The sequence below is a fragment of the Streptomyces toyocaensis genome (assembly GCF_000725125.1).
Lineage (GTDB): Bacteria > Actinomycetota > Actinomycetes > Streptomycetales > Streptomycetaceae > Streptomyces > Streptomyces toyocaensis.
The window spans coordinates 33,036-58,239 of record NZ_JFCB01000028.1; the positions used below are offsets into that span (position 1 = coordinate 33,036).

Consider the following 25,204-nt stretch of genomic DNA (forward strand, 5'->3'; position numbering starts at 1 on the left):
TGCACCGCCCCCGCGTGCACGGAGGTCACGGCACACGCCCGCCGCGGCGGATTCCAGCCGTCCGGCGCTCACCGCGAGGCGGCATCGCCGGGGGAGCACGGCGGGGAGACCTACCGGGTGGCCCGGCGCCGCCGCACGGCGTCCTCGTGCTCGGCCTGTTCCAGGGCCAGGTCGCTGCGGTCGAGCGCCTCCCGCAGCCGGGGGATCCAGTGGCGCCGCAGCGCGCGGACCCGGTGCCGGGTGCCGGCGACCTCCTCGCCCACCAGCCCGGCGGCGGCGTCGGCCGCGGCGTACTCGGCGGCGGCGCGCACGGCACGGCGGTAGGCCGCCTCGGCGTGCACGAGGGCCGTGTTGGCGGGAGTGGCGGAGGTGGCCGGACGGGCGGGCACGGACGCGGAGGCGGTCGTCGGGCGGCGTACCCCCATGGAGGTGGTCCACCCCACGGCGGTCTCGGCGGGGGCGACGCCCGCGGCGGCCGAGTCGAGGGCGTGTTCCCCGCTCAGCAGCAGTCCGCGCAGCAGCCATGTCTCGGCCTCGGCCACCAGGTCCCGCCAGGTGCGTCCGGCCGCCTCCCGCGCGCGCAGCAGCCGCTGGTGCTCGGACCGCAGGATGCGCAGCTTCTGCTCCAGCAGGCCGGCTCCGCGTTCGGCGACGTCGAGGCTGTGCCGCAGCCGCAGACGTCCCGCTCGACCGGGTGGCGTACCGCGGACGCCGGTCATCGCGGCGTCTCCTCGTGATCGTCGGGTGCGCCGCTGTCCTCGGCCCCGTGGGCGTCGAGGAGAGCGGCGGGGAGCATGGAGAGCCGGCTGCGGGGCAGGGTGAGCAGCGCCCGCCAGCCGCGTTCCAGCGAGGCGTCGAGGCCGCGGGGTTCGTCGCTCCGCTGGTCGGTGAAGTCCCGCAGGAAGACCTCCTCGTAGTCCAGGTAGCGGCGGTCGGCGGGGCTCAGCGCCGCCCGGCCGACCAGGTCGGCGAGGTCGCGCACCTGCCGCGCGCGGGCCAGGGCGGCCAGCAGCTGGGCGGCGACGTCGAGGTGGTCGTCGCGGGTGCGGCCGGGGCCGGCGCCCTTGCGCATCAGCCGGGACAGCGAGGACAGGGCGTCCAGCGGCGGGTACACGCCCCGCGCGTGCGTCTCCGGCGAAAGCACGATCTGGCCCTCGGTGATGTAGCCGGTCAGGTCCGGCACGGGGTGGGTGATGTCGCCCGCGGGCATGGTGAGCACCGGCAGCACGGTGACCGACCCGGGACGGCCCCTGATCCGTCCGCAGCGCTCGTACAGCGACGCCAGGTCGCTGTAGAGGTAGCCGGGGTAGGCACGGCGGGCGGGTATCTCCCCACGTGCGGCGGAGACCTCGCGCAGGGCCTCCGCGTAGGTGGTCATGTCGTTCAGCACCACCAGGACGTGCCGCCCGCCGGTGAAGGCGAGGTGCTCGGCGACGGTGAGCGCGATGCGCGGGGTGAGGATCCGTTCGATCACCGGGTCGTCGGCGGTGTTCAGCAGCAGGACCAGGTCCCCGGCGGCGGACCGTTCCTCCAGGGCGTCGCGGACGAAGGAGGCGTCGGCGTGGGTGAGCCCCATGCCCGCGAAGACCACGGCGAACGCCTCTCCCGCGGTGGTGGCCTGCGCCGCGATCTGGGCGGCCAGTTCCAGGTGCGGCAGCCCGGCCACGGAGAACACCGGCAGTTTCTGCCCGCGTACCAGCGTGGTCAGGGTGTCGACGGCTCCGACACCGGTGAGCACCGGCTCGGACGGCGGTTCGCGCCGCACCGGGTTGATGGGCGCGCCGCCCACCTCGGCGTTCCGTGAGGCGAGGACGGGCGGGCCGCCGTCCAGGGGCTCGCCCCGCCCGTTGCAGACCCGGCCGAGCCAGTCGGTGCCGACCGGGACGCGCAGCGGACTGCCCGTGAAGGCCGCCCGGACACCCTCCGGGTCCATGCCCGCGGTGCCCTCCAGCACCTGGACGACCGCCAGGTCACGGTCGGCGTCGAGGACCACGCCGTGACGCCGTTCGCCCGAGGCGAGGGTGATGCGGGCGTACTCGTCCCAGCCGACGCCCGTGACCCCTTCGACGACCGCGAGCGGCCCCCGCAGTTCGCGCACCGCGGTGTACTCGATGCTCCCGGCCGTGCTCATGGCCGCACCCCCCGCAGCGCGGCGAGCATCGCGTCGCGCCGCTCCGCCACCCCCGCGGCGTCGTGCGGGCCGGTGTCCTCGCGGGCACGCAGCAGAGGGCCGAAGTCGACCTCCTCGACCGACGCCGCCGGAACGCCCGCGTCGACCAGCTCGCGGCAGCGGTCGACGACCGCGAGCACGGCGTCGGCCAGTGCGGCCGTCTTCTCCGGGCCGCAGTACGCGTCCCGTTCCGACAGCGCGCTCTGCTGCAGCACGCCCTCGCGGACCAGCCTCCCGGCCAGCACACTGACGCGCTCCCGCGGGGGCAGCGCGGCGATGCCGATCAGGTCCACCAGGTCGGCCAGCCGGTCGGCCTCCGTCAGCACCGCTCCCACCCGGTCGCGGCGCCCCGGCCACGCCGGGTCGCCCGCCGTCCGGTGCCCGGCGGCCAGGACGGGTACGTCGCGGGAGAAGGACCCGGCCCAGGAGACCGCCGGGTAGTGGCGGGCGTAGGCGAGGTCGCGGTCGAGGGTCCACAGGCAGCGGACGAAGCGTTCGGTGTGCGCGGTCACCGGTTCGGTCATGTCGCCGCCGGGCGGGGACACCGCGCCGATCACGGTCACCGATCCCCGGTCGCCCCCCAGGGTGGTCACGGCCGCGGCCCGTTCGTAGAAGGCCGCGATGGCGGAGGCCAGTCCCGCCGGGTAGCCCTCCTCCGCGGGCAGCGCACCGGTACGGGAGGCGAACTCGCGCAGCGCCTCGGCCCACCGGGAGGTCGAGTCGGCGATGACGACCACGTCCAGGCCCATGTCCCGGAAGTACTCGGCGACCGTCATCCCCGTGTGGACGCTCGCCTCGCGGGCCATCATCGGCATGTTGGAGGTGTTGGCGACCGTGACCGTGCGGTCCGCGAGGCTCCCGCCCGTGCGCGGGTCCCGGAGCTCGGACAGTTCGGTGATCACGTCGGCCATCTCGTTGCCGCGCTCCCCGCACCCGACGTAGACGATGACGTCGGCGTCGCACCACTTGGCGATCTGCTGCAGGAGCATCGTCTTGCCCGTGCCGAAGCCGCCGGGCACCGCCACCGTGCCTCCCCGGGCCACGGGGAAGAGCAGGTCGATCACCCGCTGGCCGGTGTTCAGGGCCTCCCGGCTGTCGACGCGCTCCCGCACCGGACGCGGCAGGCGCACCGGCCACAGGGCGCCGGCGGTGATCCGGGTGCCCCCCACCACGGCCACCACGGCGTCCCCGGGATGGTCCCCGGCCCCGGCGATCTCCTCGACCGTGCCCCCGCCGCCCGGCGGCACGAGGACCTTCAGCCGCAGGGGCCCCGCCGTGCGGACCTCCCCGAGCGCCTGCCCCTCGGCCACCCGCTCGCCCCGCGCCACGAAGGGGCGGAAGGAGGCGACGGGTTCCTCGGGCGCCTGCCGTCCCGTGCCGGGCGACAGCCAGTCGCCGGCACCGGACAGGGGGCGCAGCAGGCCGTCGAAGATCCCGCCGAGCAGTCCGGGACCGAGCCGGACCGACAGCGGACGCCCCCGGGGCAGCACCGTCTGGCCCGGGGCGAGACCACCGGTGTACTCGTACGCCTGGACGGTGACCACGCGTCCGCTGATGGCCACGATCTCCCCGGGCAGCCGGGCGGGGCCGATCGAGACCAGGTCGTACATCGCGACGCCGCCCGTGTACTCCATCTCGACGAGCGGCCCGGTGACACGCAGGATCCGCGAGGCCGGCGGCCGGCCGGTGTCCCGCCGAGGTGTCCCGGAGTCCTCTTCCTCCCTCACGGCTCCCACAGGCTTCGCACCTGCCCTCCCATACGGTCCAGCGCGCGGTCGGCCAGCGCGGTCAGCGACAGATCGACCCGCCGTCCCGGCACCCGGGCCACCACACCCCCGTCGGCGTGTTCGCTCACCTCCGCCGCGGGACCGAGGAGGACCCGGGCCCTGCGCTCCAGTTCCTCCCGCAGCGCGGCGTAGCCGTCGTTCCCGCGCAGGGCGCGGACCCGCACGGCCGCCTGGCGGCGCACCTCCTCGAACGACTCCCGGCGGGCGGCGAGCGTGCGGGCCCTGGCCTCCCGGCGGGCCCTGACCAGGAGGTCGCGGGCGGCGTCCGAGCCGTCGGCCTCGCCCTCCCGCCGGGCCGCGCCGAGGATCGCCCGGGCCTCGGCGCGGGCGTGTTCGAGCACGGCCGCGGCCTCCCGGTCGGCGTCGGCAAGGAGTGCCTCCGCATCGGTGCGCGCGGCCCGCAGCAGCGCCTCGCGGACCGGGGAGAGCGCCCGCGTCACCTGCTCGGGGGCCGGGGGCGTCATGGGCGCCGGGGGCGTCATGGCGGCATCACCGCGGTCAGTGGACGGCGGCCACCCGGCGCCGCGAGGGCCGCCTCCAGCGCCTCGGCCGCGGCGGCGGTCAGGATGACCAGGTCGATGCCGTCCGGCAGGTCGTGCCAGATCCGGCGTACGGTCCCGGCGTCGTCGGCGACGAGGACGACCGCTCCGGCCAGGGCCCAGCCGGTCACCCTGGACCGCTCTCCGAGCGCGGCGACGCGGCCCACGGTCACGCCTTCCCGATGAGGATGACCGCGACGACCAGCCCGTAGATGGCGATGCCCTCGGCCAGGCCGACGATGACCATGGCCCGGCCGAAGAGTTCGGGTCGTTCGCTGAGCGCCGCGAGGGCCGCCGCACCGGTGTAGGCGACGGCGATACCCGCGCCGATGGTCGACGCGGCCACCGAGATCGCGGCCCCGATCAGAGCGGCGGACCCGGAGCCGGAGTCCTGCGCCGCCGAGGTCGCGGCCTCGGCGGACCCCCCGCCGAGCGCCAGGGTCAGCACCACGGTGGCGGCCACCAGGAGCACGGCGTCCGCGGCGGCCGTCCACCACAGGGCCGCCCGGCCCGAGCGCCGCAGCACGAGACGGACGGCGGCGCACACCGCCGCGATGACCGGCAGGGCCAGCAACCAGGTGATCACGATCGCTCCTTCCTCGCCGGGTCCGGCCGGACGCTCTCCAGCGGCGTGGCCGGTTCGGCGACGGCGGACCCGCGCTCCACGGGCAGGTGCCAGGGCCTGAACGGGCGGCCCTCACCTACGAAGAGCCGGGAGAACAGCTCGTAGAACTCCAGACGCAGCGCCTGGACACCGGCCACCAGCGCCTCCAGCGAGAAGGCCAGGGCGTTGCCCGCGAGGAACACCACGAGTGCGGCGGCGACGCCCACCGGGCCCCGCCCCGCCAGGGCGGTCGTACCGTCCCAGACGATCGCGCCGAGCGCCGCGTGGGTGAGGCCGAAGGCCGCGAGCCGCGCGAAGGACACGGCGTTGGAGCCGATCCTGACCACCGCGTCGAAGAGCTGGATGCCCGTCTGCACGGCGCCGCCCGGTCCGCCCGCGGTGGCCGCGTACAGTCCCGGCCCGGCCAGTGCAAGACCGGCGACCGCGATCACGGCCCCCACGACCCCGTACGCGGCCTGTCCGAGCCACACGGATCCGGCGACGACGGCCAGACCCAGATGGAGCGCCGCCCCGGCGATGCCGGTCGTCGCGTACAGGGCGGCCGCCGGTCCGCCCTCCCGCCACCGGTTCACGATCCCCGCGGCGTAGGCGAGACCGAGGAGGACGGTGCCGAACCCGACGGCGCCGGCCAGCAGCCGCACGGGCTCCTCCAGCGGTGTCAGCCACAGCGCGGGCAGCACCCCGGTCGGGCCGAAGAACTCGCCGTACGCCACTCCGGCCAGGGTGGCGGCCAGCCCGGCCCCGGCGACGAAGGGCCACAACGGGCGCAGCGCCGCCACGCGGCGCGGCCGGCCGGCGCGCAGGAGGAGGGCGACGGTGACCAGCAGCAGCCCGTGCCCGGCGTCGCCGAACATCAGGCCGAACATCACCACGTAGACGACTCCGGCCGCCATCGTGGGGTCGAGGTCGGCGTAGGGCACGGTGCCGTACGTCGTCACCAGGGGCGTGAAGGAACGGCGCACGGCCGGCGCCGGACGCGTCGCCGCGGCGGCTCCGGCCAGCAGCGTGGGCGGGTCGACACCGCGCGGGGACCGCAGCGGCACCAGCGCGGCCCCGGTACCGGCGATGCGCGCCGCGACGGCGCCCACCTCGCTCCGCGGACACCAGCCGGCCAGGGCCGCGACATCGCCGTGCCGGACCGCGCCGCCGAGCCGTTCCTCCACCTGTGCCTCGCCCGCCAGCAGGTCCGCCCGGCCCTCCCGCTCCAGGGCGTCCAGGTCGGGCGGAGCCTCGCTGAGGCGGGGACGCGCCGGCTCGGCGCGCAGCCGCTGCAGCCGGGTCGCCGCCGGACCGCGGACCTCCGGCCTGCCGTCCCCGGCCAGGTCGATCTCGACACAGCCGGCCTCGGCGATCCGTACCAGGCTGTCCCGCAGCGCCTCCTCGGGAGCCACGACGGCCACCCTGCGCATCCGGACCGGGACCGCCGCCTCACCCTGGGGCATCCGGCACCTCCACGGACCGGTCGCCGGGGCCGCCGCCCCGGGCGGCCAGTTCCAGTGCGCCGCGGGTGCGCCAGGCGTCGGCGGACAGCACCGCGACGGCTCCCACGACCGGGTGGGGGCCGAAGCGGGACCGCCGCAGCAGCTCCCGGCCGTCCTCCTCGACCGCCTCCCACCACCGGGACTCGGCCCGCCACAGGCCCGCCGCCTCGTCCACGCCGTCGAGCAGCCACGCCGCGGTGGCCGGCAACGCCTCCCGGAAGTCGGCGTACGACCCCGCGTCCACGGCCCGCGGGCCGAGCAGCCGGGCCGCCCGGCGGGCGGAGACGTCCGGGATCCGGCGGCCGGCGACGAACACCTCGCGGCCCAACAGCAGGGCGAGCCGGGACGCGGCCCAGCGCTCCGCGCCGGGAACGGAGGTGGCCAACCGCACCGCGGCGGAGACCCGCATGCCGGTCGCGACCGCGGCCGGCGAGTCGCCGCCGGGATCGCCCCAGTCGGAGGCCGCCAGCGCGGTGCGCAGCTCCGCCGGCGTACGGGCGCGGGCCAGCCGCGTCCAGGCGATCGCCAGCGTGCCCAGACGGTACGGCGGGGGAGGGAGGCCACCCGGGTCCGGGTCGGGAGACCCGGCCGAGAGGGACCGCAGACGGTGTTCCGCGTTGGAGATCTCGAACCCGGCGGCGAGCGCGCGGACGGCGGCGGTCCCGGTGGCCGGCTGCCAGCCGGCGAGGATCCGCAGATGCCACAGGAGCGCCGACGAGACCGCCCGCTGGGCCTCGGCAGGGGTGGCGCCGGTGGCGACGTCGTGCCGGTACGGGGTGGCCGCCAGGTAGCGCAGGGCGTCCTCCAGCGTCCCGGATCCGGCCACGGTCCGGACGCCGTCCTCACCCAGGCACCTGGTCCGCAGCGCGCGTGCCCTGGTCGCACCGGCCACCCACCCGGCCCCCATCAGTGATCAGCCTCCCGGGAACCCCCGCGGCCCGGAACCCGCCGAGGGGCGTGTGCGGGCCGCGACGCGTCCTCCGCCAGGTCCTCCAGGACCAGATCCACCACACGGTCGGCGATCACGGGCGTCCGTTGCCCGGCACGGTCGCGTACGGCGCCCGCCTCCCGCCCGGCCGCGGCGCGCAGTGCCGCCGCCTCGTCCTCGGCCGCGCGCACCACCCGCTCGGCCGCGCGCGTCCGGACCCGGGGGGCCTGTGCGCGTGCGGCGGCCACGATCTCCCCCGCCTGCCGTTCGGCTTCCCGCCGGCGGGAAGCGGCGGCGTCGGCGGCCCGCTCGCGAACCGTCCGGGCTTCCGCCTCCGCGCTTTCGAGCAGGGCCAGCGGCGGTGCGAGCTCCGCACGGAGTTCGGCGGAGCGGTCCGCGGGGACACCGCCGGGTGCGGCCCGGCCGGGCGACGCCGCCGGCCGGAACCGTGTCAGAAAGTCCCGGAAACCCGTCACACGAACTCTCCCGTCGGTGGGACCGGACTCGCCTTCCAGTGTCCTTGGTGAGCGGGGGCATGTCGCGCCGTGCCACGTCGTGCGTCCCCGGAGCGCGGCCGTTCGGCCCGGAGGCCGCGCCGATCGATGGGTGCGAGACTGAAGCCGTAGGCGGGGGCACCCCTTGGAGGCAGCCGTGAGCGACTTCGAGCACCGCTCCGTGGAGACGGAGACCCGCCGCGCCACACCCGGCCGCCCCTGGACGCCCCAGGAGGAACCGCGCCAGGACGCGTTGCGCCGCTACCTGGGGGCGGTGGCCGCCGCCGCGTCGCGGAGGAGCACCGGGCAGGAGTCCGCACCCGCCTCCGGCACGGGGAGCACCGAGGGACCCGTCACAGCCTCACCGGGGCCGGCCGCCCCGGGCCCGGCCGTCCTCCACGTGCGGGACGTCATGCGGGTGCCGGCGGCCTCCGTCCCCGGCGACATGCCGTTCTCGGAGGTGGCCCGCACCCTGGCCCGTGAACAGGTGGGTTCGGTACCGGTGGTCGATGCCGACGACCACGTGATCGGTGTCGTCTCGGAGTCGGATCTGCTGGCCAAGGCCGCGGTCATGGCGGAACCGCACCGGCACGGGTCCGTCGGCAGGATGTGGCAGCACCGCCTGTACGAGAAGAGCCACGGCGACACGGCGGCCACCCTGATGACCTTCCCGCCGGTCACCGTCCACCCCACGGCACGGGTGTCGGACGCCGCGTGGACCGCCGCTCACGCGCGGTTGAAGCGGCTTCCCGTCACCGACCACCGCGGCCGGCTCGTCGGTGTGGTCAGCCGGCGCGACCTGTTGCGGGCCCTGATCCGCGACGACGCCGAGATCCGCGCCGAGGCAGAGTCCCTCGTCGGCCGGTACCTGCCGGACCCGCACGCCGTGGCGGTCTCCGTGGAGAACGGCACGGTGACCATGACCGGGCGGGCGGACAAGGCGCTGGTTGCCGACGTGCTCGCGGCGGTCCGGGACATCGACGACGTGCTCGACGTCGTCGACGCCACCGAGGCCTTCTGAGCGTTCTGAGCGGTCACCCTCCGCGCGGCGCGCTCTCCCGGCGTCAGGTCCCGGGCTCGCCCGGCGTCTCTTCGCAGACGATCTCGTCACGCGGGGTGTAGTGCGTGCGGAACGGCTCACGCCGCACCTCGCGGCCCGCGTCGCGGAAGACCCGCTCCACCGTGACGTCGAAGCCCTCGAGCGGCGTTTGCGGCACGCACCGCTCGTCGGCACTCACCTTCCTGGCGGGCTGCTCCACACGGGTCCGCGGTCCCTTCACCGACGTGATCTCGTCGTACTTCTTCGTGCCGATGAAACTGATGGTCACCGAGGTGGCGGTGGACTCGGCCCGGATGTAGAGCGCCTTGCCGGAGTCGTTGGTGAACCTCAGATCGAGGCTGCCCCAGGCGACGGTCGCCTCACGGCCCTCCGGGTAGCGCTCGATGTAGAAGGAGTGGGCGCCGTGCTCGACGGGCGCGACGCCCGCGAAGAACATCGCGTTGAAGACCGTGGTGGCCACGGCGGAGACACCACCGCCGGGCGCCTTGGTGTACCGGTCGTTCAAGATCATGACTCCGTCGACGAAGCCGTTGGCCTCGGTGCGCTCGCCGACGGTGCGGTTGAAGCTCCACGTCTCGTTCGGCATGACGACGGAGCCGTTGATGAGTTCCACGGCCCGGCCGACGTTCGTCGTGCGGTACGCGGCCGGTTCGAAGTTGACCGTGAAGGAGGACATCTTCTCCGTCAGGCCGAGGCGCGCCGCGTTCTCGCGGGTGACCTCGGGCTGGATCCGTTGCGTGTCCACCTCGCCGGTGCGGGCGCCGCCCGTCCTGGTGAGCAGGGGCAGGACGGCCTTGCCCAGGGCCTCGTCGGTCACCTTCAGGGCGGGCCTGGCGTCGGCGGTCACCACGGCCCTGTCGCCCTCGAGCCCCAGCCGGGCGTCGCGGGGTGTGGCGGGGAGGCCGTTCAGGGCGCCGGCCACCACGGGCGCGGCACGCAGCCCCTTGCTGTCGAGCTCCGGTGTCAGCCTGCCGGTGTCGTCCGGCCGCATCGTCAGGTGTTCGCCCAGTACGGCCGGGGTGATCGTGAACCGCTTGCCGCCCGCGGCGAGGGTGACCGGTGCCGACATCGCCGGCCGTGCGAACTCGCGCACCGCCCGCTGCACCTCGTCCGCCGTGACCCGCGGCTCGCTCTCGCGTGCGGGCAGCACCGTGACCGGGCCGGCCGTGCCGCGCAGGAAGGGGGCGCGCAGCGAGCCGATCGCGGCGTCCACGTCCAGCGCGTACCCACGGTGCGGGGCGGTCCGCTCCACACGGCCGTCGTTGAACGAGACGGCTCCTTCGCGGACCTTCTCATCGAGTGACCCGGCGAGCTTCCCGAGGGCGGCGCGGGCCTTGTCCTCGTCGACGCGCACGACCGGCTCGATGGCGCCGCCCGACCGGAACAGCCCGCCGATGACGCCGACCGGGTCGGTACCGGTGGCCGCCGCCCGGTCGAGGGTCGCCGGGATGTCGTAGGAGAGCCCCGCCCGCCGCGTGTCGAGCGTGCCCTCGCGGTCGCCGACCTTCACCGCCAGTGTCCGCGAGCCGGCGTCCACCAAATGCCGCTCCAGCTTGCGGGCGGCTTCCTCACGGGTGAGACCCCCGAGGTCCACGCCCCGCACCGATGTACCCGCCTCGATCTCACCGCCGGTGAGCAGCAGCCCGGCGAGATACAGCCCGCCCACGCCGACGGTCAGCGCGCCGCCCGCCACGGCGAGGGGCGGGAGCGAGGCTATTCGGGGGACGGAGGGCATCCGGGGGCGCATGGATCTCCTGAACGATCGACGGGGCGTACACCCGATGTGACGGCACTGTGCGCGAGAGCAGTCGGTCACGATAGGCGCAACCGGACGCCAAAGGGTATATCCCAGGTCACGTCGGGCCTTTGGGATCAAGGAGTGCGGCGCCGGTGACGCGCACCGCCCGCCACCGCGCGGCCGGAGCACGTCAGCCGTCGTCGCGGACCGGTGCCGTGCCGGGCCGAGGCGGCACGTCGGTGAACCGGTGCCCGTGGTGGTCCAGGAGCCAGCGGCCGAACAGGGCGCCGCCGAAGATGACGAAGCCCACACCGATGAGCCAGGACTCGACGACGAGGACCACTCCGACGGTGCCGTAGCTGATCGCGTTGTCGACGATCAGCGGGGTGAAGACGGAGTAGGAGAAGCCCCGCAGGCCGATCAGGCCCGCCACGGTGGCGAGCGCGCCCGGCAGCAGATGCCGCCAGCGGACCTGCCCGCCCAGCAGGAAGTGCTGCCCCCACCAGAAGAACAGCACGCCGGTCACCAGCGAGAGGGTGATCCGCTCCGGCCCGTGCATGGCGTCGCGTGTCAGTACCTCCTGGTACAGGTACGCGGACAGGACGCACAGCCACGTCGTCTGGCGCCAGATCCGGTGCCACGGCCCCGGGGGCAGGTTCCACGTCCGCTCGTAGCCGTTCTGGACGCTCCCCCCGAACGGGATGCCGAACGCGGCGAGGGCCAGCACGCCCCAGACGCTGGTGGTGCCGATCACCTCGCGCGGCGGGCTGATGATCTCCGCGAGGACGTGTGCGGACCGTCCGGACAGCCCCATGCCGTCCGCCAGCCAGGCCGCGAAACCGCCCCGCCCGAGCGGATCGGCGGCGGCGATGACGATCAGCAGGGGCGCCAGTGTGACCAGCGCGAGCGTGGCGAACCCCATGGCCCTGTGCATTAGCTCGAGGTCGCGGCCGCGCCGCAGCAGGGTGCCGGCGCCCAGCCACGCCCAGGCGCGGCGGAGCGCGCGCAGGTGACGCTTCACGGTGCGCTCCTTCGTGGACTCGCGTACCCCTGCCCGTGTCACGCGGCGGCAGATGCGGGCCCCGGGTGTCAGGCCCGGTGGCGGACGGCCTTCTCCAAGGTCACCGTTCGGCCCGGCCCCGAAACACGGGCTGGGCCGCGTGCGGCAACCGTGTCCGCCCGCCGGGTGACGCCGGGAGCCCGCCGGCCGCGCCTCCGGGTGGTGGCCGCCGCGTCACCCGCTGGGGCTGATGAGCAGCAGGGCGATGTCGTCGGAAGGACTGGGCGCGTGACGGATGAGGGTGTCGGCCAGGGAGTCGAGGTCCGTCGGGTCGCCGTGTTCGAGGAGCCCGGCGAGGGCCGCGACGGCGTCGTCGAAGTCCACCCCGGGGGCCTCGACCAGTCCGTCGGTGTAGAGGACCAGCACGCAGCCGGGCGGCAGGGGCACTTCCCGGACCGGGTAGCGGGAGTCCGGGTCGATGCCGAGCAGGAGGCCGGGGGAGACCTGCAGGAGTTCGGTGCGTCCGTCGGCGTGACGCAGCAGGGGCGGCGGATGGCCGGCGGTTGCCACGCACCCGCGGCGTGTGGCGAGGTCGAGGTGGACGTAGACGCAGGAGGTGAACAGGCCCGGCTCGAGGTCGTTGAGCAGCCGGTTCGTGCCGGCCAGGACCTGGTCGGGGGACGAGCCCGCGGTGGCGTGGGCGTGTACGGCGGTGCGGACCTGCCCCATGAGCGCCGCGGCGTCCACGTTGTGGCCCTGCACGTCGCCGATGGTGGCGCCGGCGGTGCACTCGTCGAGGCGGATGAGGTCGTAGAAGTCCCCGCCGATCCCGAGACCGCGGGCCGCCGGGAGATAGCGCGCGGCGACCCTCAGACCGGGGATGTCGGGGAGGGTGTGCGGCAGCAGGGCGGACTGGAGCCGGCGGGCGAGGTCGTGTTTGGCGTCGTAGAGGCGGGCGCGGTCCAGGGCCTGGCCGACCAGACCCGCGATGGAGGTCAGGACGGCGCGCTCGCCCGGGGGAAAGGCATGGGGCCTGCGGTAGGAGAGGAGCAGGGAGCCCCGGGGGCGGCCGGAGGCGATCAGCGGCAGGACGGCCCAGGCGGCCATCCCGTCCTCGTGCGCGATCGACGGATACTCCCGCTTCATGTCGGCGAACGTCGGGAAGAACGCCGGGACGCCGGTGGCCTGCACCCGGACGGCGGGGATGTCCGTGCTCAGGCGGGCGGAGTCGAAGCGCGTCATGAGCTCGGCGCTGTAGCCGCGGTGACCGAGGATCTTCAGGCGGCCGTCCTCGGTGGTCATCAGCACCATGCCCTGAGCGCCGAGAGCGGGCAGGAGCTGGTCGGCGGCCTGGTCCACCACGTCCTGGACGCCGGCGGCCTCGGTCAGCGTGGCGGCCAGCTGCATCAGGTGGTAGAGCAGCGTGGCGCGGCTGGGACCCGCGGCCGGCACGGACGGTGAGGACGGAGCGTCCTCGGCCGGGTCGGTGGGGGTGATGCGGACGCTCGTCCCGGAGGGGTCCGGGTACAGCTCGAAGGCCAGCCACGTCCGGGGCGGCCGCAGGACGGTGAAATGCTGCGGCTGACGGCTGACCAGCGCGGCCCGGTAGCGGTCCTCCACCTCGGGGACGTCCATCCACGGCAGCGCCTCCCAGGGCAGGGCGCCCACCAGGTCCCGCGGATCACGGCCGACGAGGTCGGCGCCGGCCGGGGTGATGAAGGTGATGCGGCCGTACGTGTCCAGCGCGCACGACCCCCCGGGCAGGCGGTCGATGAAGGCCGTGGCGGCGGCCGCCTCGTCGGGTGGGACGATGCGCCCGGTCGTCAGGGGCACGGTCCGCGGCCGGTCCCCCGTCAGGGGCGGGCCGCCGCGCCCGGCGGTCTCCGCGAGGAGTACCCCCAGGCGGTCGCAGCCCGATGCGATCGCCTCGCGCTCGGCGCGACTCAGCTCCGGCGACCGGGTCCCGGACCACAGCAGCACCAGCCCGCCGTGCACCGTGCCGCCCGCGGTGAGCGGTGCGGCCGACAGCGCGAAGTCGTAGGGCAGCACGAGCGCCGGCCGTGGGTACCGGCGCGCCATCTCCTCCTGGTCCCCGATCCACACCAGACGCCGCTCCCGCACGGCCTCCGCCACCGGCATGGGGTCGGCCAGCGCCACCCGCCGCCACGGAACGGTGAATTCGTGCGGGACGCCCGCCACCATGACCAGCAGCAACGCGTCCTCGCCCGGCGGCAGCACGTACAGCAGCCCGCCGTACGCGCCGCTCTCCCGCACCACGGCGGCCATCGCGGTGTCCATCAGCGCTCCGGCCGCCACGCGACGTGCACAGCCGACACCGGCGGGACCGCGTCCCGCCCGTCACACCGAACACCGTGCATATGCCGGACATTACGCCCAACGTGCCGCGAAGGCATCCAGGCGACCGGGAGCGGTTCCGGCCCGGTCCGGCGTCCACGGGCCCGCTACCGGCCCGGCCCGCCGACGGCCACCGTGTCCGAGCCGACCGTCACCCGTTCGCCCCGGGGGCACCGCAGAATCCGCGTCCGCGCGCCGTGCCGTCGGCGGCCCGGCGCGCGGACCGCCGTCACCCCACGGGCTCCGTCTCGGCCGCCGGGCCGGTGGTGGTGCTGTCCCGGCGGGACAGGGCGCTGGGCCACCACGCCGGCGGACCGATGTCGAGGACCAGGGCGGGCACGAGGAGCGAGCGCACCACGAGGGTGTCGAGCAGCACCCCGAAGGCCACGATGAACGCGATCTGCACCAGGAACGCCAGGGGGATGACCATCAGGGCCGCGAACGTCGCGGCGAGCACCACTCCGGCCGAGGTGATCACCCCGCCGGTTGTGGTCAGCCCGCGCAGCACGCCCTGCCGGGTGCCGTGGACGAGTGCCTCCTCCCTGACCCGTGACATCAGGAAGATGTTGTAGTCGACGCCGAGGGCGACCAGGAACACGAATCCGTACAGCGGCACGGACGCGTCCGTACCGCTGAATCCGAGCAGGTGCTCGAAGACGAGCGTCGACACACCGAGCGTCGCCAGGAAGTTGAGCGCCACGGTCGCTACCAGCAGAACGGGTACCAGCAGGGAGCGCAGCAGGAGCACCAGGATCAGCAGGATGATGCCGAGGACCACCGGAACGATCAGCGCGCGGTCCTCGGCGGCGGTCTGCTGGGTGTCGTACTGCTGGGCGGTGTACCCGCCGACCAGCGCGTCGGCGCCGGGCACCGCGTGCAGGTTCTCGCGCAGCCGCTCGACGGTCCGCTTGGCGGCGTCGCTGTCCGCCGCGTCCTGCAGAGTGGCGTCGACGCGCACGCGCCCGTCGACGACCAGAGGCTCGCCGCCGCCCGGCCGTCCCGAGGCGGAGACGGCGTCGGCCGACGCCACGCCCTCGGTGTCCTTCGCCGCGGCCGTCACCTCGGCGGTCCGTCCGGCGTCGGCGATGATGACGGCGGGGTTGCCGGACCCGCCGGGGAAGTGCTCGCCGAGCGTCTTCTGGGCGGCCACCGAGGGCGCGTCGTTCACGAAGATCTCGTCGAGGGGTACGCCCTTGGCGGACAGGGAGGGGGAGAACGCCGCGAAGACGGCGAGGACCAGCGCGGTCAGCAGCCACACCCGGCGCGGCCGGCGGTCCACCGTCGCGGCGACCCGGCGCCACACCCCGTGGCCCTCCACGGCCGCGTCCGCCGCCTTCGGCCGTGAGGGCCAGTACGCGGCTCGGCCCAGCAGGGCCAGCACGGCCGGCAGGAAGGTGAGCGTCGACAGCACGGCGCACACGATGCCGATGGCGCCCACCGGGCCGAGGGCGCGGTTGTTCGTGAGGTCACTGGCGAGCAGGGCCAGCAGTGCGAGCGCCACGGTGGCCGCGCTCGCCGTGATGGCGCCGAAGGACCTGCGCACGGCCGTCACCGCGGCCGCGGCCCGGTCGCCACGCAGCGCGAGTTCCTCGCGGAAGCGTGCCGAGAGCAGCAGGGCGTAGTCGGTGGCGGCACCGATCACGAGGATGGACAGGATGCCTTGCACCTGGCCGTCCACCCGCACGACGTCCCGGTCCGCCAGCGCGTAGACGACGGCACAGGCGAGTCCCAGGGCGAAGACGGAACCGAGGATGATCACGAACGGCAGCAGCACGCTCCGGTAGACCAGCAGCAGGATCAGCAGCACGGCGCCGAGCGCCACGCCGAGCAGCAGTCCGTCGACGCCGGCGAACGCGTCGGACAGATCCGCCTGGCTCGCCGCCGGACCGGCGATCCGGGCCGTGGCCGCCGGCACGTCGCCGGCCGCCTCCCGCACCTCGTCCAGGACGGCGGGCAGTTCCTCGCCCAGGTCGGGCTCCAGCTGCACGACGGCCTGCATGGCCTTGCCGTCCTCGGAGACCAGCGCCGGCGAGGGGCGGCCGACCACACCGGTGGCGCCGGCGAGCGCGCCGACCGCCTCCGTGGCGGCCTGCCGCTGACCGTCCTCGATCCCGGAGCCGTCGGCGGTCCAGACCACGACGGCGGGCAGTGTCTCGGACTGGTCGAACGCCTCACGCTCCTCGAGGACCTGGGTGGACTCGGCGCTCTGCGGCAGGAAGGAGGCCTGGTCGTTGGTGGCCACCTCGCCCAGCTTTCCGGCGTACGGGCCGAGCGTCCCGCCCACTCCCAGCCAGACGACCAACAGAGCCAGGGGCACGAGCCATCGGGCCCAGCGCGGTGCGTTCTTCATCAGCATCCCAACGAACGGAAGAAGTGAGTCAACGGTAAAGTATCTCAATCATTGAGTGATCTTATACTGGGGGCATGAGCGGTTCCGGTACCCCCTCGACACCTCTTCAGGGGCACGACCCGACGGGGTTGCAGTCCTTCGCCGTCCTGTTGCGCCGGATGAACGGCGAGTTCAACCGCATCGCCCACGACTTCGCACAGTCCCAGGGCCTTCACCTGACCGACGTGCAGGCGCTGATCGCGATCCTCGACGCGGACTCCGACCCCGAGGCGGGCGGCGAGCCGATGACGCCCGGACGCCTGCGCAAGCAGCTCAACCTCACCTCGGGCGCGGTGACCGCCTGCGTCGACCGGCTGGAGCGGGCCGGCCACATCCGGCGCGTCCGGGCGGTCGACGACCGCCGCGTGGTGCACCTGCAGTACGCGGAGGCGGCCAGAAGCCTGGCCAGGGACTACTTCCGGCCGCTGGCCCGGAGCACCGACGCCGCGCGCGGCCGCTTCACCCCCGAGGAACTGCTGGTCATCGCGCGGTTCCTCACCGAGATGAACCGGGAACTCGACCTGCTGCGGCGCGACCCGGGCTGAAGCGGCCGCGGGGCACCGCGCACGCGAGCCCCGAGACATTGGCCAACCTGAGTTGTCGACGCTGAGTTTCGAGGTAGTGGGTGCAGCACATGTCGGCTTTCTCCCCATTCCGGATCGGGGTGTCTTCCTCCATGCGGTTAGCGCGGTCCGGGTCACCCGCGAAAAACGGCCAGTTGAAGGAAGTGGTCACCCAGGCGTCGTCAAAGAGGAGGATCTTGGCATGGTTGCTCCTGAGGCATGGCCGTAGGGCGGACTCCCGGGTTCCGCCCCCCATATATTCATCGAGCTGTTTCAGCGCCTCGTCAGTGGCCCCTCGCCGCGTACCGCACGCGAATCAACGACTCAGGGCACCAAGGGTGCGTGTGCCGAATGTGTCTCAAAGACGCCACGAAAACTGTTGATTTCCACGGTTAGCATCCAAGAGCGGGCGATGCTGTATGCCCGAACTGTCGGCCTTGAGGGAAGGGACGGACATCATGCGTGTACGCCGGGCTCTCGTTGCGCTTGCGGCGGCACTACCACTGATCGGAGTCTCCGCAGGCTCGGCGTCTGCAGCCAGCGCAGCGAATAGCTATGAGATCATCGTTTGCAGCGAGGGTCTTTTCGGGAGCGCGAACGTCGTCGGCTACAACGAGAAGAACCAGCTCGTCCAGACCCCGGACTTCAAGCTCAACTGGAACGGTCCGTGCGGATACGCGCCCGACTACTGGTTCAAAGAGGACCAGATCGTCGAGATAAACGCCAGCGACTACTTCAACGTGTGGACGTTCCACATGGACGTGCGGTACTGCAACGACAATTACAGCGCTACTCAGCGGGTCTGCATCCTTCCGTACTGATCAAGGCGTGTCGGTCGCCACCAGTCCCGCCGGTGGTGATCGGCACACCTCGGACGACAACCTTCGGTCACGCCCTACCCCCGGCAACGTCCCTCCTGGGGACTGAGCCGCCACATCCGGTCGGCGAGGACAGGCACACACCGGCGTTCGCGGACCCGGAGGACGCGATGGGTAAGGCCGCAGGGTCAGGTGGTGGACACCGCGACGCGCACGACAACGAGGCCGGTACCGCCCTTACCGGGCCTCCACCGCCGACATGCTCCGCCGCCCCGTCTGCGAACTCCTGCGTCTGCTGCAGGCCGAGCACGACGAGGCCGCAGCCCGCACCGAGAACCCGCGCGAGCAGATCGGACGGCTCACCACCGCCCTCGGCGAGGCCGAGGCCCGCCTGGCCGAGCTCACCCCGACCCGGAACCAGCCGGTACCGGAAACGGACTTGACGTCCTCTTGGACAGGGACTCGAGAGCAGAAGCACACCGAGGTGCGGCTACGGGGTACTCGCCAGCCCCTCGTCTGGAGATGCGGCGCATCGGGGAGGACGCGGCGGCATGAACCGGCACGGCGTCACACGGCCGCCCGGCCGTCGTCGTCCACCGGCAGGACCGACCCGTTGACGGTGCGACAGGACGGCCGCGGCCCGCTCCTCGGGCCGGGCCGGGCGGCCCGGCCCGACGGCGGGGGACGGGTGGCGCCGGGCCGTGCGCCGCCCCCCCGACGCCGCGCACCACCGGGGTGCGACCGGGCCGCTGCCGGGACCGGTGAACACCGCGCCCGCCTGGGTGATCACCGGTGGCGGGGCCGAAACCCCGCTCATAGCTTCGGCTCCATGAGCAAACGACACATCGCGTACCTCGCGTGCACCGCCGCGGTCGTGGCCGCCGGGCTCGGCGCCGCCCCGTCGGCCCACCGTCCGACCGTGCACCGGGTGGAGCCCGGGCAGTCGATCCAGAAGGCCGTCGACGCCGCCCGGCCGGGGGACACCGTCCTCCTCGCGCCCGGCACCTACAAGCAGAGCGTCTCCCTCACCGAGCCGGACATCACCCTGCGCGGCCACGGCGCGGGTCGCACCGTCCTGGTGCCCGCGAAGAACGCCGGCAAGAGCGCCTGCGCCAAGGCGGGCAACGGCATCTGTGTCACCGGCAGCGACACCAAGCCCCTCCGGGACGTCACCGTGCGGTCGCTGACGGTCCGCGGTTTCGCCAAGAACGGGCTGTGGGCCACCGGGACCGAGCGGCTGAGCGTCCGTCACGTCACGGCGGAGCGGAACGGCCAGTGGGGCATCGCCGGGGAACGCTCCGTCCGCAGCGTCGTCAGCCACAACGTCACGCAGAACAACGGCGACGCGGGAATCTTCGTCGCCAACACCGTCGACACCGAGGAAGGCGCCCGGGACGCCGAGAAGACGGTGATCCGGCACAACACGACCGCGGGCAACCGGGTCGGTGTCACCGTGCGCCGACTGCGGAACCTGAGCGTCACCCACAACGAGGCCACCGGCAACTGCGCCGCCGTGTTCGTGGTGGGCGACGAGTCCAAGCCTCGCGCCGGCCGGGTGGACGTGAAATGGAATCACATCCACGCCAACAACAAGCACTGCGCCAAGACACCGCGGCTGCCCTTCCTGCAGGGATCGGGCATCGTGCTCACCGGCGTCGAGGACACGGTGGTGGCCTTCAACCGGGTCGAGAACAACAAGGGCAGGTCCCCGTTGTCCGGCGGCATCGTCCTCTTCAGGAGCCTGGTCGGCACCCCCAGCGAGCGCAACGACGTCCGCGACAACCTGGTGACCGGCAACAGCCCGGCCGACCTGGCCAACCGCGACACCGCCAGGACCAACACGTTCAGCCGCAACACCTGCACGCTCTCCGAGCCCGCCGGCATGTGCTGACCGACCCGACCCGACCCGAGCCGCCCCGACCCACCCACCGACCGCACGACAGCAGAAGCGAGGCAACGGATGACCACCGTTGAACCGGCTCCCCCGCCGCCCATGCGGCTGAGGGAGCTCGTATTCGGCGCGGCGTGCGCCGCCGCCGTACGCGCGGCCGTCCGTCTGGGCGTGCCCGACGCCCTGGACGACCACCCCATGACCGTCGACGACCTGGCGGCCGCGGTGAAGACCCAGCCGCACACGCTGCGGCGGCTGCTGCGCGCCCTGTCCTGTCAGGGCGTCTTCACCGAGAACCCCGACGGCACCTTCGAGCACACCGAGATGTCCCGGCTGCTGCGGGAGGACGACCCGCACAGCCTGCGCCACATCGCCCTGTGGTGCACCGAGCCGTGGACCTGGAGCGTCTGGCCGCTGCTCGACGAGGCGGTGCGCTCCGGGCGCGACGTCTTCGAGGACGTGCACGGCCAGGAGTTCTTCCCGTACCTCAACGAGTCCGCCCCCGAGTCCGCCCACGTGTTCAACCGCGCCATGACCACGTCCAGCGAGCAGTCCGCCCGCGACGTGGCCCTGCTCCTCGACCTGGAGGACGCCTCCTCGGTCGTGGACATCGGCGGCGGCCAGGGGCACGTCCTGGCCAGCCTTCTGGAGAAGCACGCCCATCTCCACGGCACGCTGCTCGACCTGCCGGGCGTGGTGGAGAACGCCGACCCCCGGCTGCGCGAGGGCGGCGCGCTCGCCGGCCGGGTCGACGTCGTGGCCGGTGACTGCCGTGAGGCCGTCCCCGTCCAGGCGGACGTGTACATCATCAAGAACGTCCTGGAGTGGGACGACGACAGCACCCGCCGGGCACTGGCGAGCGTCCGCGCGGCCGCCCGGCCCGGAGCCCGCGTCGTGGTCATCGAGAACCTCGTCGACGACACCCCGTCGATGCGGTTCACCACCGCCATGGACCTGCTGCTGCTCCTCAACGTCGGCGGCGCCAAGCACACCCGGCAGAGCATGGTCGACCGCCTGACCGCCGCGGGCCTGGTCATCGACGGGGTCCGCCCGGTCAACGCCTACCTGCACGCCTTCGAGTGCACCGTGCCCGGCTGATCCGCGGGCACCACGACCCCGAGGCCGCCGGCTCCGCGACTGACGCGGGACCGGCGGCCTCGGGGTGTGCGGCGCGGCCCGGCTCAGGAACCCGCGCCGCGCTCCCAGCGGTAGAAGCACTGCGCCATGGCGTCCTTGGGACCGCGCCACGTGGCCGGGTCGTACGGGCTGACGTACGCCTCCAGCCGCTCGCTGATGCCGCGGAACTCGGGGTGCGAGGCCAGCTTCGCGATGGCCGGCGCCGGATCCTGCTCCGCCTCGATGAGGTGCAGGTACACGTCGTCCCCGAACTGGAAGAGACTGCGCCGGCTGACGCCGATGAGATGGGGCAGTTCACCCCGGTCGGAGGCCGCGAACACGTCGGCGATGTCCGGCGCCGAACCGGGCTTCATCCGGGCGACGATGAGGGCGTGGTGCATGAGGGTTCCTTCCGTGTCCTCGCGCGGGCCGGCGCTCAGCGCGAGGACGCGACGGACGCGCTCTCGCTGTCGCGGGCGACCTGCTCGATCCGGTCCCGGATGAGGGCCATCTGGGTAAGGGAGTTGCGGTTGATGTTGTCCGTCATCCACGCGTCGTCGACCGGGGCGTCGGGCTTCATGGCGAAGTCCTGCGTCCAGCGCATCCGGACACCGCCCGGCACCTCCTCGTACTCCCACAGGATGTCCATGTGGGCGAAGGGGCCCGTCTCGACACGGCGGGCGCGGACGATCCGCTTCTCGCGGTCCGGGGTGCGCTCCGACACCCAGCTCCACACCTTCCCGTTCTCGTCCGGGTGCATGGTCAGCCGGAACGTCGTCGTCCCGCCCTCACGGGAGAGGACCTCCACCGACGCGTACTCGCTGAACAGCCGCGGCCAGTTCTCCAGGTCGTTGGTCATCTCCCACACGAGGTCGAGGGGAGCGTCGATGGTGATGCTGTTCTCGGTGTGTCCGGCCACGTTCAGGCTCCAGCCGTGAGGGTGCTGTTGACGAGGTTCAGGAACTCCCGGGGCGTCCTGCAGCGCTCCGAGTCGGGGGGCAGCGGCTGGCCGTACCGGTTCTCCAGCTCGCCGACGATGCCGAGCAGACCGAGCGAGTCCAGGCCGAAGGTGTCGAACGGGGACTCCGCGGCCTCCTTGAGCTCCTCGGGGTCGACGGTGATGCCGGCCGCCTGCTTCATCAGGGCGGACAGCTCGTCGAAGGTCACTTCGGTGGTGATCATGGGTGACTGCTCCTTCCCCGCCCGGCGCTACCGGGCGGAATCATCACCGCGGCGCACGACCAGCGCCGCGTTGGAGCCCATCAGTCCCCTGCTGAGGACGAGGGCGGTGCGCAGCTCGGCGGGGCGAGCGCGCGACGTGACCAGGTCGAGGTCGTGGCAGGTGTCGAACACGTTGGGTGTCGGGGGCACCTGGCCGTGCTCCATGGCGAGCACCGCGGCCACCGTGTCCAGCACGGGCGCCGCGCAGTAGGCGCGGCCGATGCCGGTCTTGGGCGCCGTGACCGGGACCCGGGTGCCGTGTGCGCCGAGTGCGTCGGCGATCGCCAGCGCCTCCGCGCGGTCCGCCTCGGGCACGCCCATGGCGTCGGCGAACACGACGTCGATCTCCTCCGGGGCGCAGCCCGCCTCGTCGAGGGCGCCGCGGATCGCGCGGGCGAGGCCCTCCCGGGACTCCGCCCAGCGGGAGGCCCCCGTGAACGTGGCCGCGTGGCCGGCCACGACGGCCCGTACGGGCACCCCGCGCTCCCGGGCCCGGGCCTCGTCCTCGACGACGAGCAGCGCGCCGCCCTCGGCGGGCACGAAACCACAGGCCTGCTCGGTGAACGGGCGGTAGGCACGGTCGGGGTCGTCGACGGTGCTGAGCTCGGGGTAGCCGAGCTGGCACACCATCGAGTACGGGGCGAGGGGCGCCTCCGCGGCCCCGACGACCATGACGTCGGTGCCGCGCCGCACGGCCCGGCTCGCGTGCGCGAGGCAGTCAAGACCGCCCGCCTCGTCGCTCGCCACCACCCCGCAGGGCCCCTTGAGCCCGCTGCGGATGGAGATCTGGCCGGTGCTCGCCGCGTAGAACCAGGCGATGGACTGGTACGGCCCGACGAACTTGGAGCCCTTGCCCCAGAGTTTCTGCAGCTCACGCTGGCCGAACTCGCCGCCGCCCGATCCGGCCGCGGTGACCACACCGACCGAGAACGGCTCGGCGGGTTCGCCGCCCAGTCCGGCGTCGTCGAGGGCGAGGGCGGCGGCGGCCATGGCGAAGTGGCTGAAGCGGTCCGTCTGCACCAGGAACCGGTCCTCGATGAGATCCGCCGGGTCGAAGGACCTGACCTCGCCCGCCACCCGCAGCGGCAGGTGGTCGCAGCCCTCGCGGCCGATCAGGTCCAGTACGGTGAGGCCTTCGCGGACGGACTTCCAGTAGGCGTCCGTCCGCATTCCGTTGGGCGCGATCACACCGATGCCGGTGACGGCCGCGCGCCCGGAGCGCCGATTGCTCATCGTGTCCTCCCGCCCGGCCCGGACAGCAGCACCGCGGACTGGAAGCCCCCGAAACCGCTGCCGACGGAGAGCACGTGGTTCAGCTTCCGCGGGCGGGCGGTGCGCGGGACGTAGTCCAGGTCGCACTCCGGGTCGGGGGTCTCGTAGTTCGCCGTGGGCGGCACCACCTGGTGCTTCAGCGCGAGGACGCACGCGACCACCTCGATCGCGCCGATCGCGCCCAGCGAGTGCCCCACCATCGACTTGATGGAGCTCATGGGCGTCTCGTGGGCGTGCGCGCCCAGCGACCGCTTCACGGCGGCCGTCTCGTGCCGGTCGTTCTGCCGGGTGCCGGAACCGTGCGCGTTGACGTAGTCGATCAGCGTGGGGTCGATACGGGCCTGGTCGAGCGTGGTGTCGATCGCCCGGGCCATCTCCAGTCCCTCACTGGTCAGACCGGTCATGTGGTAGGCGTTGCCGTAGGTGGCGTAGCCGCTGATCTCGCAGAGGATCTCCGCGCCCCGGGCCCGCGCGTGCTCGTACTCCTCGAGCACGAGCACCGCCGCCCCCTCGCCCATGACGAAGCCGTCGCGGTGCGCGTCGAACGGCCGGGAGGCGTGCTCGGGGTCGTCGTTGTTGGGCGACGTCGCCTTGATGGCGTCGAAGCAGGCCATCGTGATCGGTGAGATCGGTGAATCCGACGCCCCCGCGATGCAGACCTCGGCGCGGCCCTCGGCGATGGTGTGGAACGCGTAACCGACCGCGTCGAGCCCGGAGGTGCAGCCGGTGGAGACGGTCTGCACCGGACCCCGGGCGCCGAAGCGCTCGGCGACGACCGAGGCGAGCGTGCTCGGCTGGAAGGCCGTGTGCAACTGCGGCCCGGCCTTCTCCTGGTCGACGTCCCAGCGCCGGCCGCCCTCGCTGACCAGCACGTAGTCGTGCTCCAGCCGGGTCGTGCCGCCGACCGCGCTGCCCAGACAGACCGCGGTGCGCCAGGGGTCGCCGGCCTCGATGTCGAGTCCGGAGTCGCGCAGCGCCTCCCCGGCGGCGACCAGGGCGAACTGTACGTACCGGTCGGCGCGTTGGCACAACTCCGCGTCCAGACCGTGCGCGAACGGGTCGAAGTCGCACTCGGCGGCTATCCGCGAGCGCAGGCCCGCCGGGTCGAACAGGGTGATGCCGCGGGTCGCGGTGCGGCCGGCTGCGAGGAGGTCCCAGAACGCCGTCGCTCCGATGCCGCCGGGAGCGACCACACCTATACCGGTGACGGCCACTCGCCGGGTCATTTTATGGCCTCGCTCGGCTCGGCGGGACGGCCCCGCTCGGGACCGCCGACCGTCAGCTGCGGCCCGGCGGCCACGCCTTCGGTCTCCTCGGTGTCGACGTGGCCGAGGCTCGGGTGCGGCGCGAGCGGGCCCAGGTGGAACACCATGCGGGCCTCCTGGTCGCCGACGTTGCGGAAGCGGTGCCGCATGTCGATGGGGATCATCAGTCCCTGCTCGGCGCGCAGCGCGAACGGCTCGCCGTCCAGGTCCACTTCGAGCGCGCCGTTGACGACGTACACGAACTCCTCGGAGTACGGGTGGTAGTGCTCGCCGATCCGCTCGCCGGGCTTGATGATGGCCAGACCCATGAAACCGCTGGTCGAGCCGACGGTGGCCGGCGTGAGCAGGGTCCTGAGGTCACCTCCGCGCCGTCGGTTGGGTTCCGTCTCGCTCAGATCCACGATGCGTGGGTGCTGCTTGGACATGGTTGATACCTCCGGGTGGGAGCGGCGGCGTCCGGGCGGACACGGCCGCGGACGTCGCCACGGTCGG

The 25,204-nt window shown here is 73.6% G+C and carries 24 protein-coding genes; 5 read left to right on the plus strand and 19 right to left on the minus strand.

The window, feature by feature from the left end; genetic code table 11:
• Positions 1-110 precede the first annotated feature (110 nt).
• Genes BU52_RS25275 through BU52_RS25315 form a run of 9 tightly spaced genes read right to left on the minus strand, consistent with a single transcriptional unit; the run spans position 111 to position 8,006 of the window.
• Positions 111-719 carry a V-type ATP synthase subunit D gene (locus BU52_RS25275; RefSeq protein ID WP_200881287.1) on the minus strand — a complete coding sequence of 203 codons (609 nt, stop codon included), beginning with the start codon at positions 717-719 and terminating at the stop codon, positions 111-113.
• Positions 716-2,131 carry a V-type ATP synthase subunit B gene (locus BU52_RS25280; RefSeq protein WP_037938333.1) on the minus strand — a complete coding sequence of 472 codons (1,416 nt, stop codon included), beginning with the start codon at positions 2,129-2,131 and terminating at the stop codon, positions 716-718. The genes BU52_RS25275 and BU52_RS25280 overlap by 4 nt, the downstream gene beginning before the upstream one ends.
• The gene (locus BU52_RS25285) at positions 2,128-3,897 is read right to left on the minus strand and encodes a V-type ATP synthase subunit A (RefSeq protein WP_051858586.1); all 1,770 of its coding nucleotides are present in this window, start codon (positions 3,895-3,897) and stop codon (positions 2,128-2,130) included. The genes BU52_RS25280 and BU52_RS25285 overlap by 4 nt, the downstream gene beginning before the upstream one ends.
• On the minus strand, positions 3,894-4,439 hold the full coding sequence (locus BU52_RS32875; protein ID WP_157847912.1) for a hypothetical protein: 546 nt from the start codon (positions 4,437-4,439) through the stop codon (positions 3,894-3,896). The genes BU52_RS25285 and BU52_RS32875 overlap by 4 nt, the downstream gene beginning before the upstream one ends.
• Complete coding sequence (locus tag BU52_RS25295) at positions 4,436-4,669, minus strand: hypothetical protein (protein ID WP_037938334.1); 234 nt, start codon at positions 4,667-4,669, stop codon at positions 4,436-4,438. Before BU52_RS25295 ends, BU52_RS32875 begins: the two co-directional genes overlap by 4 nt.
• Positions 4,666-5,082 carry an ATP synthase subunit C gene (locus BU52_RS25300; protein WP_037938336.1) on the minus strand — a complete coding sequence of 139 codons (417 nt, stop codon included), beginning with the start codon at positions 5,080-5,082 and terminating at the stop codon, positions 4,666-4,668. Before BU52_RS25300 ends, BU52_RS25295 begins: the two co-directional genes overlap by 4 nt.
• Positions 5,079-6,563: a V-type ATPase 116kDa subunit family protein gene (locus BU52_RS25305; RefSeq protein ID WP_063830034.1), complete on the minus strand. Its 1,485-nt coding sequence runs from the start codon at positions 6,561-6,563 to the stop codon at positions 5,079-5,081. Before BU52_RS25305 ends, BU52_RS25300 begins: the two co-directional genes overlap by 4 nt.
• Positions 6,550-7,509, minus strand: coding sequence for a V-type ATPase subunit (locus BU52_RS25310; RefSeq protein WP_037938337.1), 960 nt, complete (start codon positions 7,507-7,509; stop codon positions 6,550-6,552). The genes BU52_RS25305 and BU52_RS25310 overlap by 14 nt, the downstream gene beginning before the upstream one ends.
• Entirely contained in the window at positions 7,509-8,006 is a 498-nt protein-coding gene (locus BU52_RS25315; protein ID WP_037938339.1) for a hypothetical protein, read from the minus strand. The genes BU52_RS25310 and BU52_RS25315 overlap by 1 nt, the downstream gene beginning before the upstream one ends.
• Before the next feature lie 175 nt (positions 8,007-8,181).
• On the opposite strand from BU52_RS25315, the gene BU52_RS25320 reads away from it, so the two are divergent.
• A complete protein-coding gene (locus BU52_RS25320) occupies positions 8,182-9,045 on the plus strand; it encodes a CBS domain-containing protein (protein ID WP_037938340.1) in 864 nt (287 codons plus the stop codon).
• A gap of 43 nt (positions 9,046-9,088) precedes the next feature.
• Here the strand turns inward: BU52_RS25320 and BU52_RS25325 are convergent, their stop codons facing one another.
• The 4 genes from BU52_RS25325 to BU52_RS25340 all read right to left on the minus strand — a co-directional run bounded on the left by BU52_RS25325 (position 9,089) and on the right by BU52_RS25340 (position 16,527).
• Positions 9,089-10,831: a VanW family protein gene (locus BU52_RS25325; protein ID WP_037938342.1), complete on the minus strand. Its 1,743-nt coding sequence runs from the start codon at positions 10,829-10,831 to the stop codon at positions 9,089-9,091.
• A gap of 181 nt (positions 10,832-11,012) precedes the next feature.
• Positions 11,013-11,843, minus strand: a complete 831-nt coding sequence (locus BU52_RS25330) for a ribonuclease BN (RefSeq protein ID WP_051858582.1) — start codon at positions 11,841-11,843, stop codon at positions 11,013-11,015.
• 213 nt (positions 11,844-12,056) lie between these two features.
• Complete coding sequence (locus BU52_RS25335; protein ID WP_037938344.1) at positions 12,057-14,120, minus strand: SpoIIE family protein phosphatase; 2,064 nt, start codon at positions 14,118-14,120, stop codon at positions 12,057-12,059.
• 286 nt (positions 14,121-14,406) lie between these two features.
• Entirely contained in the window at positions 14,407-16,527 is a 2,121-nt protein-coding gene (locus tag BU52_RS25340; RefSeq protein WP_051858591.1) for an MMPL family transporter, read from the minus strand.
• A gap of 74 nt (positions 16,528-16,601) precedes the next feature.
• Between BU52_RS25340 and BU52_RS25345 the strand changes: the two genes are divergently transcribed.
• The 4 genes from BU52_RS25345 (at position 16,602) to BU52_RS25360 (ending at position 20,936) form a co-directional block, all read left to right on the plus strand.
• Complete coding sequence (locus tag BU52_RS25345) at positions 16,602-17,111, plus strand: MarR family winged helix-turn-helix transcriptional regulator (RefSeq protein ID WP_200881289.1); 510 nt, start codon at positions 16,602-16,604, stop codon at positions 17,109-17,111.
• Positions 17,112-17,548: 437 nt separating this feature from the next.
• Complete coding sequence (locus tag BU52_RS25350; protein ID WP_037938346.1) at positions 17,549-17,950, plus strand: hypothetical protein; 402 nt, start codon at positions 17,549-17,551, stop codon at positions 17,948-17,950.
• A gap of 826 nt (positions 17,951-18,776) precedes the next feature.
• Complete coding sequence (locus tag BU52_RS25355; protein WP_037938350.1) at positions 18,777-19,838, plus strand: right-handed parallel beta-helix repeat-containing protein; 1,062 nt, start codon at positions 18,777-18,779, stop codon at positions 19,836-19,838.
• 69 nt (positions 19,839-19,907) lie between these two features.
• Entirely contained in the window at positions 19,908-20,936 is a 1,029-nt protein-coding gene (locus tag BU52_RS25360) for a methyltransferase (RefSeq protein WP_037938351.1), read from the plus strand.
• 83 nt (positions 20,937-21,019) lie between these two features.
• Here the strand turns inward: BU52_RS25360 and BU52_RS25365 are convergent, their stop codons facing one another.
• Genes BU52_RS25365 through BU52_RS25390 form a run of 6 tightly spaced genes read right to left on the minus strand, consistent with a single transcriptional unit; the run spans position 21,020 to position 25,137 of the window.
• Positions 21,020-21,355, minus strand: a complete 336-nt coding sequence (locus BU52_RS25365; RefSeq protein ID WP_037938354.1) for a TcmI family type II polyketide cyclase — start codon at positions 21,353-21,355, stop codon at positions 21,020-21,022.
• Positions 21,356-21,390: 35 nt separating this feature from the next.
• Positions 21,391-21,873 (minus strand): SRPBCC family protein, encoded by a 483-nt coding sequence (locus BU52_RS25370; protein ID WP_037938357.1) that lies wholly within the window; start codon positions 21,871-21,873, stop codon positions 21,391-21,393.
• A 2-nt stretch (positions 21,874-21,875) separates the two neighbouring features.
• Entirely contained in the window at positions 21,876-22,136 is a 261-nt protein-coding gene (locus BU52_RS25375; protein WP_037938358.1) for an acyl carrier protein, read from the minus strand.
• A gap of 27 nt (positions 22,137-22,163) precedes the next feature.
• Complete coding sequence (locus BU52_RS25380) at positions 22,164-23,408, minus strand: ketosynthase chain-length factor (RefSeq protein WP_037938359.1); 1,245 nt, start codon at positions 23,406-23,408, stop codon at positions 22,164-22,166.
• A complete protein-coding gene (locus BU52_RS25385; protein ID WP_037938360.1) occupies positions 23,405-24,673 on the minus strand; it encodes a beta-ketoacyl-[acyl-carrier-protein] synthase family protein in 1,269 nt (422 codons plus the stop codon). Before BU52_RS25385 ends, BU52_RS25380 begins: the two co-directional genes overlap by 4 nt.
• Positions 24,670-25,137 carry a cupin domain-containing protein gene (locus BU52_RS25390; RefSeq protein ID WP_037938361.1) on the minus strand — a complete coding sequence of 156 codons (468 nt, stop codon included), beginning with the start codon at positions 25,135-25,137 and terminating at the stop codon, positions 24,670-24,672. The genes BU52_RS25385 and BU52_RS25390 overlap by 4 nt, the downstream gene beginning before the upstream one ends.
• Positions 25,138-25,204 lie beyond the last annotated feature (67 nt).